We start from the raw sequence: 16,399 nt of genomic DNA, 5'->3' as shown, positions 1-16,399 counted from the left end.
AACGAACGGTTCGCCGGGATATTACGTCGGGCTGCAAGAAGCTTTCCCGCAGCGGAACAGTTTCAGCTTATCGCAGCGTGCCCTGCGAAATCGCGCGAGCAACCTCAGAAAGTCCTTCGACTCCCCCATCACGGAGAGCTCGGACAAGTGCGGTACCGACGATTGCACCACTCGCGTATTCGAGCGCAGCAGAGACCTGATCGGCGTTTGAGATGCCGATACCGACGCACGGGAGCTCGACGCCAGCTTCACGCAGGCGAGCGGTAAGTACGCGGGCCGCAGCATCAAGCGACGCGCGTTCTCCAGTGATGCCCATTGTCGAGACGGTGTACACGAATCCGGTGGAGCTGTCTCGGATGAGCTTGATCCGCTCATCCGAAGATGTTGGAGCCGCGAGGAACACTCGGTCAAGACCGACACGTTCACTGACTGCAATCCATTCTGCAGCCGCCTCAGGGGTAATGTCTGGCGTAATGAGACCCGCGCCACCGGCTGCCTTGAGATCCTGGGCAAACCGCTCAACCCCGTACTGCATGACTGGGTTCCAGTAGGTCATCACGAGAACCGGAGTCTCAACTGCCTCTGTGATCCTGCGAATTGCAGTAAAGAGGTCACGCAGTTTGAACCCGTTCGCAAGTGACTGCCTGGTTGCCGCCTGAATGATTTCACCGTCCATGACGGGATCAGAGTAAGGAACACCGATCTCAAGCACATCTGCACCGTTACGAGCAAGCGCAATTGCTGCTTCTACGCTCGTATCCAGATCAGGGAAGCCAGCGGGAAGGTAACCGATGAGCGCGCCACGGCGCTCAACATTGGCACGCCGAATAACTTCTGAAACTCGCGATCCGCCGTGCGCTTCTAACGAAGTGTTCAACCGATGACCTCCGAATCAGCAGCGTCCAGCAGATCGAAGTAACGACCAGCGGTAACCATGTCTTTATCGCCACGCCCCGAAAGGCTGACCAATACAATCTCGTCAGCAGGCAGCTCAGCAGCGAGACGAAGTGCACCTGCGAGTGCGTGTGAAGACTCAATTGCAGGAATAATTCCCTCAGTCTGACTCAAAGCACGGAGTGCCTGCATGGCTTCGTCGTCCGTCGCAGGGATGTACTCAGCTCGACCGATATCTGCGAGCCAGGCATGCTCAGGACCGACACCGGGATAGTCAAGACCGGCCGAGATCGAATGTGACTCGATCGTCTGGCCATCTTCGTCCTGGAGTACGTAGGTGCGTGCGCCATGCAAAACACCGGGAACACCGCGTTCGATAGAAGCTGCATGTCGATCGGTGTTCACGCCTTCACCAGCGGCCTCAACACCATAAATTTTCACATCGGCATCATCCAAGAACGCGTCGAACATGCCAATCGCATTAGATCCGCCACCGACACAAGCCACGACAGCAGCAGGAAGCTTGCCAGTCTTTTCTTGGATCTGGGCGCGGGCTTCCTCCGAGATAACCTTCTGGAAGTCACGAACCATTGCGGGGAACGGGTGGGGACCTGCCGCCGTACCGAAAATATAGTTCGTGCGCTCAACGGTCGCTACCCAATCACGGTATGCCTCGTTGATGGCGTCCTTCAGCGTGCGTGAGCCAGCAGTGACCGGGACAACCTCTGCACCGAGCAGACGCATGCGCGCCACATTGAGAGCTTGACGTTCCGTGTCAACCTCACCCATGTACACCGTGCATTCAAGCCCGAAGAGCGCAGCCGCTGTTGCCGTTGCGACGCCGTGCTGACCAGCACCAGTCTCGGCGATGACCCTGGTCTTGCCAAGGCGCTTCGTCAGCAAGGCCTGACCGAGCACATTATTGATCTTGTGTGAACCAGTGTGGTTCAGGTCCTCACGCTTCAAGAAGATGCGCGCTCCCCCCGCAAGCGCCGCGAAACGCGGTACTTCGGTGATTGGGGACGGCCGACCGGCGTACGAGCGAAGGAGTTCAAGAAGCTCCTCGCTGAAGGCAGGATCCGCCTTCGCCGCTGCGTATGCTTCGGTCAGCTCATCAATGGCGGCGATGAGCGACTCAGGCATGAACCGCCCCCCGTACTCGCCGAAGAATGGTCCGTGTTCATCACGGAGGCTACGCGTGCTGCGAGCCTCACCAGGTGCCTGGTCTGTCATCTCGAGTGCCCCGTCGATCTAGCTTTAAACGTTCAAATATGACTGCAGCGTAGCGATTGGGTCGTTCGTCACGAGGGCCTCGCCAACAAGGATTGCGTCAGCACCGGCCTGCCGGTAGTGCTCAACATCAGCGACGCTGAGCACCGCAGATTCTGCGAGGCGAATTGCCCCAGCGGGAATCTGATCCGCAACGCGACCGAAAAGATCGCGATCCAGCTCAAAGGTACGAAGGTCACGGGCATTTACCCCGATGAGCTGCGCACCCAGATCAACTGCGCGAGCTACCTCATCAGCCGAGTGGGCTTCAACAAGGGGCGTCATGCCGAGCTGGAGTGTGAACGCGTACAGCCGTTCAAGAAGTGGCTGCGGAAGCGCTGCCACAATGAGAAGTACAAGGTCTGCACCCGCAGCGCGGGCCTCCAGAATCTGGTACTCCTCGCCGATGAACTCCTTACGAAGCACCGGAATGCTTACTGCCTTACGCACAGCCTCGAGGTCGGCGAGCGACCCCTTGAACTTGCGCTCCTCCGTGAGGACGCTCACAACGCTCGCGCCGCCAGTTTCGTACTGTGCAGCGAGCGCATGCGGCTCAGGAATATCAGCAAGAGGCCCGCGCGACGGGCTTGCGCGCTTCACCTCTGCGATCACCTTGATGTGATCGGCAGGGGCAAGCGCCGCAAGCGCGTCAAGTGCGGGCACACGTGCGAGTGCCTCGGCTTCTACAACCGAAAGCGGTCGAGCGAGGCGGCGCGTAGCCGCGTCCTCGAGTGAACCCGCGAGAAGCTGCTCAAGCACTGTTAGTCGTGCGACTTGGGAACGTACTTGGGTCCGTTCACGCCGTAACCCGCCTTCGAAATGATCCAGCCAAGGATCAAGCCAAAGAGAACAACACCTCCACTTACCCACACCATGGTGGGCATGTGCAGGAAGAAGAACACGGTTCCGGCGGCGACGCCAAGCAGCATCACAATTACCGCAGTCCATGCTGCGGGCGAATCTCCGTGACCAGGGTCACCGTTTTGGGTGCTCATGAATCTCCTTGTATACAAGCTCGTACCCGGGCGGATACGTACTGGCTCAGTCTATCGGTTCTCTCAGCTTTCTCCCAAAGTCGGGGCGGCGCGTCGATCCGCCGGGAGGCCAAGATCTCCCCTATGCCCCTGAAAGCGTGGGGTCGTCGCCATCGCTCAATGCGTCCCAGTCGGAAATCCGATCAGGACCAGCCTGCTTCGAAGACTTCCTGTCGCCCGAGGCCGTCTGCGCTGTTGCATTCGCCTTCTCAGAAGCACTCGCGTACTTCCGGTCTCCCGCACCCCAGCCGCCTGAGACAAAGAGCGCTACCACACCGAGCACGGCGATCAGGCTACCTGTCGCAATAACGACGCTCGGCCACATCGTCACGGTAGCAATCGTTGCTGCATCGACGGCGTCTCCGACGAGGCCCGTATGTTCCGTCGCCGTTCCGCGAACTGCCGCGATCGGATCGGCGAGCACGCTGTATCCCCCGTAAGCGATTCCAGCGCCGAGCAAGACAATGAGTGCAGAAAGGACACGCCGAAACACCGATCCAGCAATTGCGAGCACCAGGGACGCCACGAGCGCGGCGACGGCGACGGGAGAGAGCGCGGGGTTTGCAGCATGTCCACTGACCGCCCCGAGACCGATAGTTTCATCGACGCCGAGCTGAGTGATGTCATACTGCACCCATCCCTGCGACCCGATAATGAGTGATCCACCCCCGAGCACGGCAATCGCCAAGATGAGTGCCCATTTGTTCCGCATACTATGCCTTCTCTTCTGCTGCCGTCCGCAGCGAATTCGCAATCGCCACAGCCCGCAATGGAGCCGCAGCCTTGTTGCGGCATTCTTCGTCCTCGCTCGCGGGAACCGAGTCAGCCACGATGCCCGCACCGGCCTGAATCATTGCAACGCCGTCCTGAATCGTCGCGGTGCGGATCGCGATAGCGAGATCCGCCGCCCCACCGAAGCCGAAATACCCAACCACACCGCCGTAAACGCCACGCTTCACCGGCTCGAGCTCGTCGATAATCTCGAGGGCTCGCGGCTTTGGTGCACCGGACAGCGTTCCGGCAGGGAACGTTGATCGGAAGACATCAACCGGGCTGTTGCCTGCTGCGATCTTCCCCTCGACACTCGAGACGATGTGCATGATGTGACTGAACCGCTCAACACGCATGAACTCGGTGACCTCTACCGAGGCCGGATCGCACACCCGTGCGAGATCATTTCGTGCAAGATCTACAAGCATCAAGTGCTCTGCACGCTCTTTCTCATCGGCAAGCAGATCACGTTCAAAGAATTGGTCCTCATCCACGGTCGCCCCTCGCGGTCGCGACCCGGCGATCGGGTGGGTCATCACATGACCAGAAGCCTGAATCGTCACCAACGCCTCGGGGCTCGAACCAACGACTGCGAACGGCTTACCAGACGCGTCTTCGAGCTGCAGCAAGTAGAGATACGGGCTCGGGTTCAGGTGGCGAAGCACGCGATAGACATCGAGCGGATCAGCCGTGCATTCCTGATCGAACCGCTGCGAGGGCACCACCTGGAAAATGTCGCCGTCGACGATGTGCTGCTTTGCCTGCAAAACCGCGGCTTCGAACTCGGGACTCGTGGTCAACCGGGTAGGTGCAGCAAGCGCTTCACGGTCAATCGTATTCAGCGGCGACGCCAGAGGCTCAGCGAGTGCTGCCTGTAGCGCATCGAGACGGCGTTGCGCATCGGCCCACTGCTCGTCCGATGACGTGCCACCATGTGCCCCGCGCTCCCCCAAAACCGAGTCATTGAGCACGTTGGCAAGCAACACAACCGAACCTTCGCGATGATCGATCACCACGAGTTCAGAGACAAAGCTCAGCCCTTGCGAGGGGAGGTTGGTTCCAGGCTTGTCGTTCACCGGCAGCTGTTCAAACTGGCGCACGGTTTCCCAGCCGAGGTACCCCACGAATCCACTTGCGAGCGGCGGCAGATCAGGATCGTGCGGAGCACGCCAGCGATCGTAGACTGCACTCAATGCTTCGACTGGAGCAAGCGAAGATACACCGCCTGGGAGCAGGCGATCCTCAGAGAGTTCCGTCCCGCTTGGGCGCCAGGCCGCCTTTCCATCAATTTCACTCAGCACGCCAAAAGACCCTGCTCCGACGAAGCTGAAGCGGGTCCATACGCCACCCTGTTCAGCAGACTCCAGCAGGAACGTGCCTGGGCGCGAAGCCGCGACCTTACGGTAGATGCTGACGGGAGTGTCTGCATCTGCGAAGATCTCGCGGCGAACCGGGATTACGGACTGGGAAGCTCGCGCTGCATCAAACGCTGCGCGGGTGGTCGTCGAGTTCACGGCTCCAGCCTAGCGCGGACTTCCCTCGTAATTTGCAGAGTTACGAAACCGCGGCTTCACCAACGATGACTTCGACGGCGCGACCATCGAAGCACGTGCGAGAGCCAGTGTGGCAAGCGGCGCCAATCTGCTCCACTCGCACGAGTAGTGTGTCGTTGTCACAGTCAACCGCGACGCTTTTCACATACTGCCGATGCCCAGAGGTGTCTCCCTTACGCCAGTATTCCTGACGTGAGCGTGACCAGAAGGTCACGCGACCCGATTCGCACGTGCGGCGGATCGCTTCGGCGTCCATCCACGCCAACATAAGTACCGCGCCTGAATCATCATCTTGAATGATCGCAGGCAAGAGACCATCGGGATTAAACACCGCAGCCTCAAGCAGCTCAGCTGCAGAAATGTTCGCACTCACAGTCGCACCGAGTGACCAGCATCAGCGAGCGCCTGCTTCACCTGAGCAATCGTGAAAGTGCCATAGTGGAACACCGATGCAGCAAGCACCGCGTCAGCGCCTGCATCGACAGCTGGCGCAAAATGTTCGAGCTTGCCGGCGCCGCCCGAGGCAATGAGCGGCACGCTCGCAACCTCGCGTACGGCAGAAATGAGCTCGAGGTCGAATCCATCTCGTGTGCCGTCTGCGTCCATTGAATTCACGAGCAACTCACCTGCGCCGCGTTCAACTGCGTTACGGCACCACTCGATTGCGTCGAGATCAGTCTCTCGCTTGCCACCATGTGTCGTGACGACAAAGCCAGATGGCATGCGCTCACTCCGACGAACATCGAGAGAAAGCACGATAACCTGCGACCCAAATCGATCAGCAATCTCGCCAATGACCTCGGGGCGAGCAATCGCGCCACTGTTGATACCGACCTTGTCAGCGCCAACGTCTTGCAAACGAGCGACGTCTTCCGCCGAACGCACGCCACCACCGACGGTGAGCGGAACGAAGACTTGCTCGGCAGTCTGTCGCACGACGTCGTACGTCGTGGATCGGTCATCGACGGTTGCCGTGACATCGAGGAAGGTGAGCTCATCTGCGCCCTCGAGCGCGTACTTTGCTGCAAGTTCTACCGGGTCACCAGCGTCACGAAGATTGAGAAAGTTCACGCCTTTGACGACGCGACCTGCCGCAACATCAAGGCAGGGGATGACACGAACCGTCGTAGCCATGTGCACTCCCCCTTTACAGACGCGCCGCGTGAATCGCGGTCACAAGGATTGCGCGTGCACCGAGGTCGTAGAGCTTGTCCATGATCTCGTTTGCGTCTGCAGAAGGTACCATCACGCGAACGGCAACCCATCCCTCATTGCGGAGCGGAGAGACTGTTGGGGACTCAATGCCACCTGCAATCTCGACAGCTGCCTCAAGCTTTGCGACAGGAAGGTCGTAATCCATGATCACGTACTTACGCGCAACGAGCACGCCACGCAGTCGACGAAGCAGTCGGTCAATTCCTGGGTGCTCAGTCGGGCCACCAATAATGAGCGCCGTTGAGTCAAGGATGACTGGACCGAAGATTGACAGCCCGGCCGCACGTAGCGTCGCGCCAGTCGATACAACATCGGCTACTGCGTCTGCAACGCCGAGCTGCACGGCAGACTCAACAGCACCGTCAAGCTTGACGGTCGTCGCATTAATGCCGCGCTCTGCGAGGAAGTTCCCCACAAGCACTGGGTAGCTCGTCGCAACGCGCTTACCTTCGAGATGCTCAATCTCAGAGATGTCACTCCCGACGGGGGAAGCGAAACGGAAGGTCGAGTCTGCAAAGTTCAGTTCAGCGATCTCTGTCGCAGCTGATGCGGAGTCAAGAAGGAGGTCGCGACCAGTGATACCGACGTCAAGCGCGCCAGAACCAACATAGGTTGCGATATCGCGGGGACGGAGGTAGAAGAACTCGACGTCGTTCTTCGGGTCTGCCTGCACCAGCGTGCGGCTATCGCGACGGCCGTTGTAGCCTGCTTCTGCGAGCATTGCAGAAGCAGTTTCAGAGAGCGAGCCCTTATTGGGAATAGCAATGCGAAGCATGAGTTACAGCGCTTCTTTCGTGTGTTTAGAGGTGACGGTAGACGTCTTCAAGACTGATGTTCTTTGCGAGCATGAGCACCTGCAGATGGTAGAGCAGCTGGCTAATCTCTTCCGCGCACTCGTCATCAGACTCATACTCGGCAGCCATCCAGACCTCTGCCGCTTCTTCAACGATCTTCTTACCGATCGAATGGACGCCCGCGTCAATGCGTGCGACGGTGTCACTGCCCTCTGGGCGGGCAGCAACCTTTTCTGAGAGCTCGGTAAAGAGTGATTCGAAGGTTTTCACAGTCACCAGCGTATCGCAGTCGGATTCAGAAATTTGCCAGCTGAAGTCGCGAGCCTAGTGCTGGTGCACCGCAGCGGCGACGCGAAGGTCTGCGATTCGCTCTTCAGGAACGCCACCGTAGACGGCCGAGCCAGCAACAAAGGTGTCGGCCCCAGCCTCAGCCGCGATACCGATCGTGTCGACCGAGATACCACCGTCGACCTGCAGCCAGACGTCAAGGCCGAGCTTCTGCTTTGCCTCAGCAAAGCGACGCAGCTTCGGCATCATGTCAGGCATGAACGACTGCCCGCCAAAACCTGGCTCAACAGTCATCACGAGCACCTGGTCAAACTCAGGAAGCAACTCGAGGTACGGCTCGGGGTCAGTTCCCGGCTTCAAGGCAATGCCAGCACGTGCGCCAATGTCGCGGATCTTGCGCGCAAGCGCAACAGGATCAGTCGCAGCCTCTGCATGGAACGTCACCGAGTACGCACCGAGTTCGGCATATGTCGGCGCATGCTTGTCAGCGTCCGAGATCATGAGATGCACATCGAGCGGAATCGGCGAGACCGCCTGGATCCGCTCAACAATGGGCGGACCCATCGTGAGGTTGGGCACAAAATGATTGTCCATCACGTCGACATGCACGAGATCCGCCGAACGGATTGCCTCGAGCTCAGACTGCAAGTTCACGAAGTCTGCCGAAAGGATGCTGGGATTGATGCGCTGCTCAGTCACAGGGGCAATCTTACCGTGGAATAGCAGCGCTCGGACGCCGACTGACTTCCACGCCCGCGCCCGCACTCACACAGGAGGAACTACGCCGTGCGCTCAAACAGCGCGATAAACATCGCATCTGTCCCGTGACGATGGGGCCACAACTGCACGCTCTTTGTTGAACCAGCGAGATCGATGTCACCGCGAGCTTCGCGCCGGACAACTTCCTTCGCATCAAGCTCTGCAATATTCTCGTGACGGCCGACCCAGCGTTTGATCGCAACACGGGTCTCCGCCAGGTGCGGCGAACAGGTCACATATGCCAGTACACCGCCGACTGTGAGGTGCTCGAATGCCGCATCGAGCAATTCGCCCTGCAAATTCGCCAACTCGGGAATGTCTGAGAGACTTTTGCGCCACCGCGCCTCAGGGCGCCGCCGCAGAGCACCAAGGCCTGAGCACGGTGCATCGACCAGGATGCGGTCGAATCGCGCCTCAGCCCCGCCATACGCGCCGTGGTCACGACCGTCGTGCGACACCACTTCCACCGCGGCTTCAACACCCTCAACCGAGCGACGTACGAGATCGGCACGGTGTGGTGACACCTCATTTGCACGCACAGTGACGTTTTCGGCGGTGAGTGCTTCAGCCCCGAGCAACGCGGTCTTGCCACCAGGACCTGCACAGAGGTCGAGCCAGCGCTCCCCTGCCTTGATCGGACGCACACGCGTCAGCGCGAGTGCCGCGAGCTGTGAACCCTGGTCCTGCACCCGGAGGTAGCCCTCACGCACGTCGGCGTTGGCGATGATGCGGCCTGGGTCGCCACCCGCGAGTTCGATGCCGGTCGGGGCGAAGCCAGCTGGCTCGAGATCTTCACGCTCTGCGGCGAGCGCGTCGGGCGTGACATCTGTGCCTGGCAGGAGGGCAAGGCTGACACGGGGTGAGGCGTTATCTGCTTCGAGGAGTGAGTGCAGTTCGTCTGCGCGGCCTTCGAGAGTGAGGGCGTCGCGGAGTGCGCGGACAATCCATACCGGATGTGAGGTGCGTGCGGCGAGCGCTTCGTCTGCACTCGAGGCGTCTGCGGTGATGCGCTCGTCCCACTCTGTGTTGTCTGCACGGCCGATCTGGCGGAGGACACCGTTGACGAAGCCGTCTGCACCTCGGTTTGCCACGTGGCGCTGGAGTTCGACGCTCTCGTTCACTGCTGCGTGCGCTGCCGTGCGCATGCCGAGCATTTGGTGCGCGCCGAGGCGCAGCACGTTGCGGGTGCGCGAATCGATGTCCTCGATCTTGCGCTTTGCGGCGAGCGCGATGATTGCGTCGTAGCGGCCGCGCCAGCGGAGCGTGCCTGAGACGAGCTCGGTTGCGAGTGCGGCGTCACGGCCGTCGAGTTCTGCTTCGCGGATGCGTGCGGGGAGGGCAAGGTTTGCGTATGCCTCGCGGTCTTCGACGTCACGGAGCACGTCGTATGCGACGAGACGTGCTGGTGAAATGCGTGGCTTACGTGCCGGGCGGTCGTCGCGCTGGTGGCGGTCGTTACGTGCGGGACGGTCGTTACGTGCGTTGTTGCGCTGGTTCATGCGAGGATCGTTGCTTCCTGTCGGCCACGGAGCCAAGCATCTGCTGCCATGGCGGGCTTACCCGCTGGCTGTACGGTTACGAGTTCGAGTGCACCATCGGTGAGTGCAAGAAGGGCGGTGCCGTTCACGAGAGTGACGGTGCCTGGCTCCCCCGGCGCGGGAAGCGTCGTCGGGCGGATCGTCCGCAGCTTGATGGCCTGCTCCCCCAGGAACGCATACGCTCCGGGTTCTGGGGTGACACCCGCCCACGTGGCGAGTACCGCGGCTGCGGGCTGGGTCAGGTCAAGCTTGCCGTCTTCACGGGTGAGCTTGTGCGCGTAGCTGGTCTCACCTTCCTGCGGCGTCCCCGACTCGGGGGTATCTGCCAGTACCTGCACGGCGCGGATCAACGCAGCCGTGCCAAAGTCAGCGAGATCGGTCAGCGCTTCTCCTGCGGAGGTACCCAGTGGGTAAGTCTTCGCGTCACGAGTGAGAACGTCACCCGCGTCGAGTGCTGGGACGAGGCGGAACACCGTGACTCCGAGTTCCTGCTCCCCCGCCATGAGCGCACGCTGCACGGGTGCAGCACCACGCCAACGCGGAAGGTCGGAGAAGTGCAGGTTGATCCACCCATTGGCTGGCGTATCGAGCAGCGCCTGCCGGACGAGGCCACCGTACGCAACGATGACGCCAAGGTCTGCGTTCAGGGTCTTCGCCCATTCGGTCTCCGCGTCACCCAGCTGATTTGCCTTCAGGATTGGCAGACCGAGTTCGTCAGCCGTTGCTGCGACAGGTGATGGTGTCAGAACACGCTTACGCCCGAGCGGGGCGTCTTCACGGGTGATCACTCCGACGACGTCGTGGCCTGCCGCCACGAGTGCCCTGAGGCTCGGAACTGCGAACTCTGGGGTTCCAGCAAAGATGATGCGCATTGTTCCATTCTCTCAGGTCTTCCATGGTCCTCCTTGCTTGCCCGCCCAAGCAGCGGGAAACAGGGCCGCCCCCATGGGCAAACCCCTCGAAACGGGCACTTTCCGCCGAGATAGGTACTTGCATACGCGAGCAACACCTCATCTCGAGAGAAACGCCCCTTTTCGGCGTTGTTCGAGGGCAGCCGAGGGCCTGTGGCGGTGACCGGGTCATCGACACAGGTCGCGCCCACTGCGTGTTGAAAGATTGGTGGAGCCATAGCGCCACTTCCCTATAGGGATGGCGGCCACCGCAGGAGGCCGCACCGTCGAAACACCCCTGTTTTGTCGAGATCAAGGATTACCGACGCATGAAGGGGGCCATCTCGGCAGAACGGACCCATCTCACGGGGTTCCCGGGGTTCCCGAGGTTTGTGGGGTTGGCGGAGCTTATGGAGTTTGTGGGTTGACACCCCACAACGCAGAGTCCGGATATACGCGTGGGGCGCGGATCCGAGTGTTCCGGATCCGCGCCCCACGTATGCGCGTTGCAGCGTAAGCTCATCGCTCCACAGCTTCGAAACGGTGCCGTTCTCTCGAGACGGGGTGATTCATGCGCATGAAACGACCTGTTTCGGGAGAAAGTGCGAGTTTCGCGGGCTTGGGCGTTGCGAGTTTCGCGAGTTTGGGCGCTGCGAGGTAGGAACTACGCCTGGCGCAGGCGCTCCGCGACGAAGTCGACGTCCTTATCGCCACGACCCGAGAGGTTCGCAATGATGATCTGCTCCTTGCCGAGCGTCGGTGCGAGCTTGATCACCTGCGCGAGTGCGTGCGATGACTCGAGCGCGGGGATGATGCCCTCCGTGCGGGTCAGGAGTTGGAAGGCTTCCAGCGCTTCAACGTCGGTGACCGAGACGTACTCGACGCGACCAAGCTCTGCGAGGTGTGCATGCTGTGGGCCAACGCCAGGGTAATCAATACCCGAAGCGATCGAGTGCACTGCCGAAGGCTCGCCATCAGCATCCTGGAGCACCACCGTGCGCATGCCGTGCAGCACGCCTGGCGTGCCGAGCGTCATCGTCGCCGCGTGACGATCCGAGTCGAGGCCTTCACCTGCTGGCTCAACACCCTGAATCTTGACCGAGTCGTCATTGAGGAACGCATCAAACAGGCCGAGCGCGTTCGATCCACCGCCGACTGCTGCGACGAGGTAGTCAGGAAGTTTGCCTTCCTCTGCGATGATCTGTTCACGTGCTTCGCGGCCGACGACCGACTGGAAGTCGCGCACCATCGACGGGTACGGGTGCGGCCCAACGACTGAACCAATAGCGAAGAAGTACTCTTCGGGGTTCGCCGCGAAGACTCCAAATGCCGAGTCAACGGCTTCTTTCAGGGTCTTGCCGCCTTCTTCGACCGAGACGACCTTCGCGCCGAGCAGTTCCATGCGTACGACGTTCGGGTGCTGCTTCGCAATGTCAATCGCGCCCATGTGGATCTCGCACTTGAGGCCAGTGAGTGCAGCCGCGGTCGCGAGTGCAACACCGTGCTGACCTGCACCTGTCTCAGCGATGAGGGTCTTCTTGCCCATACGCTTCGCAAGGAGCGCTTCGCCGAGGCAGTGGTTGATCTTGTGTGCGCCGGTGTGGTTCAGGTCCTCACGCTTGAGGTACACCTTTGCGCCGCCGAGCTTCTCGGTGAGGTTCCCTGCGTAGTACAGCAACGATGGGCGCCCGACGTACTTCGAAAGGAGCGACTGGTACTCCTCCATAAAGCCAGGGTCCTGCGTTGCCTCCTCATACGCACGAGCCACCTCCGCGATTGGCTCCACGAGGAACGGAGGCAACTCTGCCCCACCGAAATCGCCGAAGAAACCGCTCGCATCTGCGCGGTAAGTGGAAGTTGATGTCGTATCGACCATGATCGATGACTCCTTGTTGTTGGGACCCGCCACCGGGTCGCGTAACAAAAAGAAAACACCGCCCCTGGCGAGGCGGTGTCGGATTCGTTATTTTTTAGCTCACGAACGGGCACGCCTCCCGGCGTGCCACCACTGACGATTCATAAGCATGCACGAAGACTACCACGGTCAAGGCGATGGTCGCACGCATACTCAACCATCAAAGACTCCGCGATCGTCAAACCGCAGTCTCAGCGCCTCAGGCCGCGCTCGACCCGGTGCACTCTTCGTGCGAGCCTTCGAGGATCCGCCTGCGGCATCAGCAACCAGGGCACCTCGGAGCCGTTTCGCAATTTCTGCCCCACGGCTGTACTCAAAACGCACAATCGCACGGCTGAGTTGAGGCAGCCCTGGCTCAGGCGGCAATGCGGTCGGGCCGAGCACATCGAAGCCAGTCACCGCAGGGTTCTTCTCGAGCGTCGACAGCGCACGATCAATTTCTGCGCGGCCACCAGACACGCTCACCACCCGTACAGCTGGCGGATAGCGCAACTGCTGGCGATCACGGAGCTCCCGTCGCAGCCACTCTTCTGTGCGACCCGAGACAAATGCTTGCACGACATCACCACCACCTGAGGCCATGATGCAGACACCGTCTGGATGTGCGAGTGCAGCCGCGTTTTCCCACCAACGCAGACAGTCTTCTCCTGCTCGTAGGTGCGGTAGCCCCAAGAGTCGTTCTGCATCAAGCAAGACCACAGCCCGATAGCCACCTGCCGCAAGCGGTTCAGCACCGCGCGTTGCAACGACGAGTGCCGGGCGCGCATCAACACTTTCACGGGGGTGTTCACCATCGCTCAACAGCACACGGAAGCCCTTGAACTGTTGTTCAAACTGCTCAACCGTTCGGCCAGAACCCATGCCTCGCTCTTGGAGTTGCCGCCCCTCGCAGGTCGGGCATTCCCACCCGGTAGGCGGTTCGCCGCACCAGCGGCACGCCGCACGACCAGCGGCACGAAAACCGAAGGGGCCATTGCAGGCACCGCACCGAGCGAGATCATTGCAATCTGCGCAGACGGCAACTGGAGCATAGCCAGCGGTCGCCACCTGCACGAGCACTGGCCCTGTGCGCAACGCGCGACGAATCTCACGCGCCACAAATTCAGGAACGCGACCCGCGAACGCGTCAGGCGCGAGCGCAGAATCTGCGTGAATCACACGGGTTCGGCGAGGTGGATTTACCTGCGCGTCGACATACCCGAGTTCTACGAGCCGTTGTACGTCCGTGCTGCGCGCGTGCGCGGCAAAGAACAGCCCAGCGCCGCTCTGCTCTGCTCGCACCAGCGCGGCATCGCGTGCGTGCACATAGGGCGCAAGCGGCTCAGACAGCAGCGGGTCGCCGTCATCCCACACGATGACTGCCCCAAGCATGTGGGCTGGGGCATACACGGCGGATCGATTCCCCGCGATGATTCGCGGCTCCTTATCGAGCGCGCGGAGGAAACTTGCGTATCGTTCACCGTTCGACTGTCGGGAATCCACGCGGACGGTGTCGTCATGCCCGATGGCAGAGAGTGCATCAAGAATCTGATCTTGGTCACGGTAATCAGGGGCAATGATAATCACGCTGCGACCTTGTTCAAACACTGCGACTGCTTGACGGGCGAGACGAAGCGCCCAACCGCCAACCCATTCGCCTGTCGATAGCCGCTCAGGACCGTGCGACAGCGTCATCGCAAGACGAGCACCAGCGCACAACTGGGTCGCGATTTGGTCTTCAACCGTGCCTTCCGGCTCAGTGGACACACCGTCGCCGAGCGCAACCGCAACCGGGGCCACGACTTCTTCATTGAAGGACTCGAGGCTCTTGGTCGTCGCCCCCGCTTCCAGTGCCGCAGCTCCTGCCGCGATGTGCTTCTTCTCGACGCGAACCTGTCGACCAGGGATAGCGAGTCGCAAAATATCGCCAGCTGATCCACCTGCGCGATCAGCAACCGCACGTGCAAGGCGCCACACCTCGGGGGTCAACAGCGGCACGCTGCCGACAAGGTCCGTAATCGGTGAGAGCTGACCTTTGAATTCGCTCGCCTCAGCGAATCCGATCACCCAGCCAAACGTGTTTCTACTGCTTGATCGGAACGGCACCCGGACTCGCTGGCCGACAACAATGCTGTCGGCCAGCTCTTCTGGGATCCCGTAGTCAAACAGGTGGTCGAGTTGCGGCAGCGCTGAATCCAGCAGTACCTGAGCAACCCGCCGAGTGCCGGGGGCTTCTGCCAGCTGACATGAACACCCGGTCATGTGAACTACAGGCCCGCTGCTGCACGCAGCTCGTCGATACGCGGCGTTGCTTCCCACGTGAAGTCTGGCAGTTCGCGACCAAAGTGCCCATACGCGCTCGTCTGAGCAAAGATTGGACGCAACAGATCAAGGTCACGAATGATCGCGAGCGGACGCAGATCGAACACCTGGCGAACCGCCGCCTCGATACGCTCGCTTGGCACGGTCTCAGTGCCGAAAGTCTCTACGTAGAGCCCCACTGGTTCAGCAACACCAATCGCATAAGCAACCTGCAGCTCTGCACGCTTCGCAAGGCCTGCGCGCACGACGTGCTTCGCTACCCAACGCATCGCATATGCGGCCGAACGGTCAACTTTCGACGCATCCTTGCCGCTGAAAGCACCGCCACCGTGACGGCTCGCACCACCGTAGGTATCGATGATGATCTTGCGACCTGTCAGCCCCGCATCACCCATGGGTCCACCGACAACGAAGGGGCCAGCCGGGTTGATAAACAGCTTTGCGTCATCGCTTGGCAGCTCAACACGGTCAAGCACCGGGCGGATCACCTCTCGAATGACTGCGTCACGAAGCGCGGGCTGTGAGATGTCTGCACCATGCTGGGTTGAGACAACCAGTGCCTCAATCGACGCTGCCCGGTCACCGTCGTACCCGACAGTCACCTGAGTCTTGCCGTCAGGACGCAACTCAGGAATGATGCCTTCCTTACGAACGAACGCGAGGCGTTCAGCAAGGCGATGCGAGATCCAGCTCGGAAGCGGCTGCAGCTCGGGAGTCTCGTCTGTTGCGTAACCAAACATGATGCCCTGATCGCCAGCACCCTGGCGGCTCAGCTCATCAATCTCGGCACCTTCACGTGCTTCAAGTGAAGTATCAACGCCGTCTGCAATGTCAGGTGACTGCTGACCAATCGAGACTGATACGCCACATGACGAGCCATCAAACCCCATGTCGGAACTCGTGTAGCCGATATCACGCACGGCGTCGCGCACGAGCTGCGGAATCTCAACATACCCCGTGGTGTTGACTTCGCCAGCCACGTGCACGAGGCCAGTGGTCACGAGCGTCTCAACCGCGACACGCGCGCCTGAGTCTTGCTCGAGCATGGCATCAAGGATCGTGTCAGAGATACGATCACAGATCTTGTCGGGGTGTCCTTCGGTAACCGATTCCGAAGTGAACTGACGCAGCACGGTGCTCCTTAGATAGGTGGTGGGTGCGAGACGCCTCCCGCTGAA

At 60.6% G+C, this 16,399-nt stretch carries 16 protein-coding genes; all 16 read right to left on the bottom strand.

Annotated features, from left to right (window positions below; all coding sequences use genetic code 11):
* Window positions 1-67 precede the first annotated feature (67 nt).
* The 16 genes from trpA to metK all read right to left on the bottom strand — a co-directional run bounded on the left by trpA (window position 68) and on the right by metK (window position 16,351).
* Complete coding sequence (gene trpA / locus FW756_RS03485; protein WP_446428802.1) at window positions 68-877, bottom strand: tryptophan synthase subunit alpha; 810 nt, start codon at window positions 875-877, stop codon at window positions 68-70.
* Window positions 874-2,127, bottom strand: a complete 1,254-nt coding sequence (trpB, locus tag FW756_RS03480; protein ID WP_446428801.1) for a tryptophan synthase subunit beta — start codon at window positions 2,125-2,127, stop codon at window positions 874-876. The genes trpA and trpB (FW756_RS03480) overlap by 4 nt, the downstream gene beginning before the upstream one ends.
* 24 nt (window positions 2,128-2,151) lie before the next feature.
* Window positions 2,152-2,922: an indole-3-glycerol phosphate synthase TrpC gene (gene trpC / locus FW756_RS03475; RefSeq protein WP_446428800.1), complete on the bottom strand. Its 771-nt coding sequence runs from the start codon at window positions 2,920-2,922 to the stop codon at window positions 2,152-2,154.
* 2 nt (window positions 2,923-2,924) lie between these two features.
* Window positions 2,925-3,158, bottom strand: coding sequence for a DUF6704 family protein (locus FW756_RS03470; RefSeq protein ID WP_446428799.1), 234 nt, complete (start codon window positions 3,156-3,158; stop codon window positions 2,925-2,927).
* Window positions 3,159-3,279: 121 nt separating this feature from the next.
* Complete coding sequence (locus FW756_RS03465; protein ID WP_446428798.1) at window positions 3,280-3,909, bottom strand: Trp biosynthesis-associated membrane protein; 630 nt, start codon at window positions 3,907-3,909, stop codon at window positions 3,280-3,282.
* A gap of 1 nt (window position 3,910) precedes the next feature.
* Window positions 3,911-5,482 (bottom strand): anthranilate synthase component I, encoded by a 1,572-nt coding sequence (locus tag FW756_RS03460; RefSeq protein ID WP_446428797.1) that lies wholly within the window; start codon window positions 5,480-5,482, stop codon window positions 3,911-3,913.
* A 40-nt stretch (window positions 5,483-5,522) separates the two neighbouring features.
* The gene (gene hisI, locus FW756_RS03455) at window positions 5,523-5,894 is read right to left on the bottom strand and encodes a phosphoribosyl-AMP cyclohydrolase (RefSeq protein ID WP_446428796.1); all 372 of its coding nucleotides are present in this window, start codon (window positions 5,892-5,894) and stop codon (window positions 5,523-5,525) included.
* Window positions 5,891-6,655 carry an imidazole glycerol phosphate synthase subunit HisF gene (gene hisF, locus FW756_RS03450; protein WP_446428795.1) on the bottom strand — a complete coding sequence of 255 codons (765 nt, stop codon included), beginning with the start codon at window positions 6,653-6,655 and terminating at the stop codon, window positions 5,891-5,893. The genes hisI and hisF overlap by 4 nt, the downstream gene beginning before the upstream one ends.
* A gap of 13 nt (window positions 6,656-6,668) precedes the next feature.
* Window positions 6,669-7,511: an ATP phosphoribosyltransferase gene (gene hisG, locus FW756_RS03445; protein ID WP_446428794.1), complete on the bottom strand. Its 843-nt coding sequence runs from the start codon at window positions 7,509-7,511 to the stop codon at window positions 6,669-6,671.
* 25 nt (window positions 7,512-7,536) lie between these two features.
* Window positions 7,537-7,800, bottom strand: coding sequence for a phosphoribosyl-ATP diphosphatase (locus FW756_RS03440; protein WP_446428793.1), 264 nt, complete (start codon window positions 7,798-7,800; stop codon window positions 7,537-7,539).
* Window positions 7,801-7,854: 54 nt separating this feature from the next.
* Window positions 7,855-8,517 carry a ribulose-phosphate 3-epimerase gene (gene rpe, locus FW756_RS03435; RefSeq protein WP_446428792.1) on the bottom strand — a complete coding sequence of 221 codons (663 nt, stop codon included), beginning with the start codon at window positions 8,515-8,517 and terminating at the stop codon, window positions 7,855-7,857.
* A gap of 80 nt (window positions 8,518-8,597) precedes the next feature.
* The gene (locus FW756_RS03430; RefSeq protein WP_446428791.1) at window positions 8,598-10,076 is read right to left on the bottom strand and encodes a transcription antitermination factor NusB; all 1,479 of its coding nucleotides are present in this window, start codon (window positions 10,074-10,076) and stop codon (window positions 8,598-8,600) included.
* A complete protein-coding gene (locus FW756_RS03425) occupies window positions 10,073-10,987 on the bottom strand; it encodes a methionyl-tRNA formyltransferase (RefSeq protein WP_446428790.1) in 915 nt (304 codons plus the stop codon). The genes FW756_RS03430 and FW756_RS03425 overlap by 4 nt, the downstream gene beginning before the upstream one ends.
* A 682-nt stretch (window positions 10,988-11,669) precedes the next feature.
* Window positions 11,670-12,881: a tryptophan synthase subunit beta gene (gene trpB, locus FW756_RS03420; RefSeq protein ID WP_446428789.1), complete on the bottom strand. Its 1,212-nt coding sequence runs from the start codon at window positions 12,879-12,881 to the stop codon at window positions 11,670-11,672.
* Window positions 12,882-13,073: 192 nt separating this feature from the next.
* Window positions 13,074-15,161 (bottom strand): primosomal protein N' family DNA-binding protein, encoded by a 2,088-nt coding sequence (locus FW756_RS03415; RefSeq protein WP_446428788.1) that lies wholly within the window; start codon window positions 15,159-15,161, stop codon window positions 13,074-13,076.
* A 5-nt stretch (window positions 15,162-15,166) separates the two neighbouring features.
* On the bottom strand, window positions 15,167-16,351 hold the full coding sequence (gene metK, locus FW756_RS03410) for a methionine adenosyltransferase (RefSeq protein ID WP_446429200.1): 1,185 nt from the start codon (window positions 16,349-16,351) through the stop codon (window positions 15,167-15,169).
* Between the last annotated feature and the right edge of the window lie 48 nt (window positions 16,352-16,399).

This window comes from Leucobacter sp. 1207-22, assembly GCF_052850455.1.
Note: the sequence above shows the minus strand (reverse complement) of the source record. Positions and strands in the feature narration are given on the sequence as shown.

What these genes read in the sequence shown, in the direction of transcription:
- FW756_RS03465 (WP_446428798.1), bottom strand. Translation starts at nt 3,909, where the DNA reads ATGCGGAACAAATGGGCACTCATCTTGGCGATTGCCGTGCTCGGGGGT.
- hisF (WP_446428795.1), bottom strand. Translation starts at nt 6,655, where the DNA reads ATGGCTACGACGGTTCGTGTCATCCCCTGCCTTGATGTTGCGGCAGGT.
- FW756_RS03415 (WP_446428788.1), bottom strand. Translation starts at nt 15,161, where the DNA reads ATGACCGGGTGTTCATGTCAGCTGGCAGAAGCCCCCGGCACTCGGCGG.
- trpB (WP_446428801.1), bottom strand. Translation starts at nt 2,127, where the DNA reads ATGACAGACCAGGCACCTGGTGAGGCTCGCAGCACGCGTAGCCTCCGT.
- hisG (WP_446428794.1), bottom strand. Translation starts at nt 7,511, where the DNA reads ATGCTTCGCATTGCTATTCCCAATAAGGGCTCGCTCTCTGAAACTGCT.
- FW756_RS03425 (WP_446428790.1), bottom strand. Translation starts at nt 10,987, where the DNA reads ATGCGCATCATCTTTGCTGGAACCCCAGAGTTCGCAGTTCCGAGCCTC.
- trpB (WP_446428789.1), bottom strand. Translation starts at nt 12,881, where the DNA reads ATGGTCGATACGACATCAACTTCCACTTACCGCGCAGATGCGAGCGGT.
- FW756_RS03430 (WP_446428791.1), bottom strand. Translation starts at nt 10,076, where the DNA reads ATGAACCAGCGCAACAACGCACGTAACGACCGTCCCGCACGTAACGAC.
- FW756_RS03470 (WP_446428799.1), bottom strand. Translation starts at nt 3,158, where the DNA reads ATGAGCACCCAAAACGGTGACCCTGGTCACGGAGATTCGCCCGCAGCA.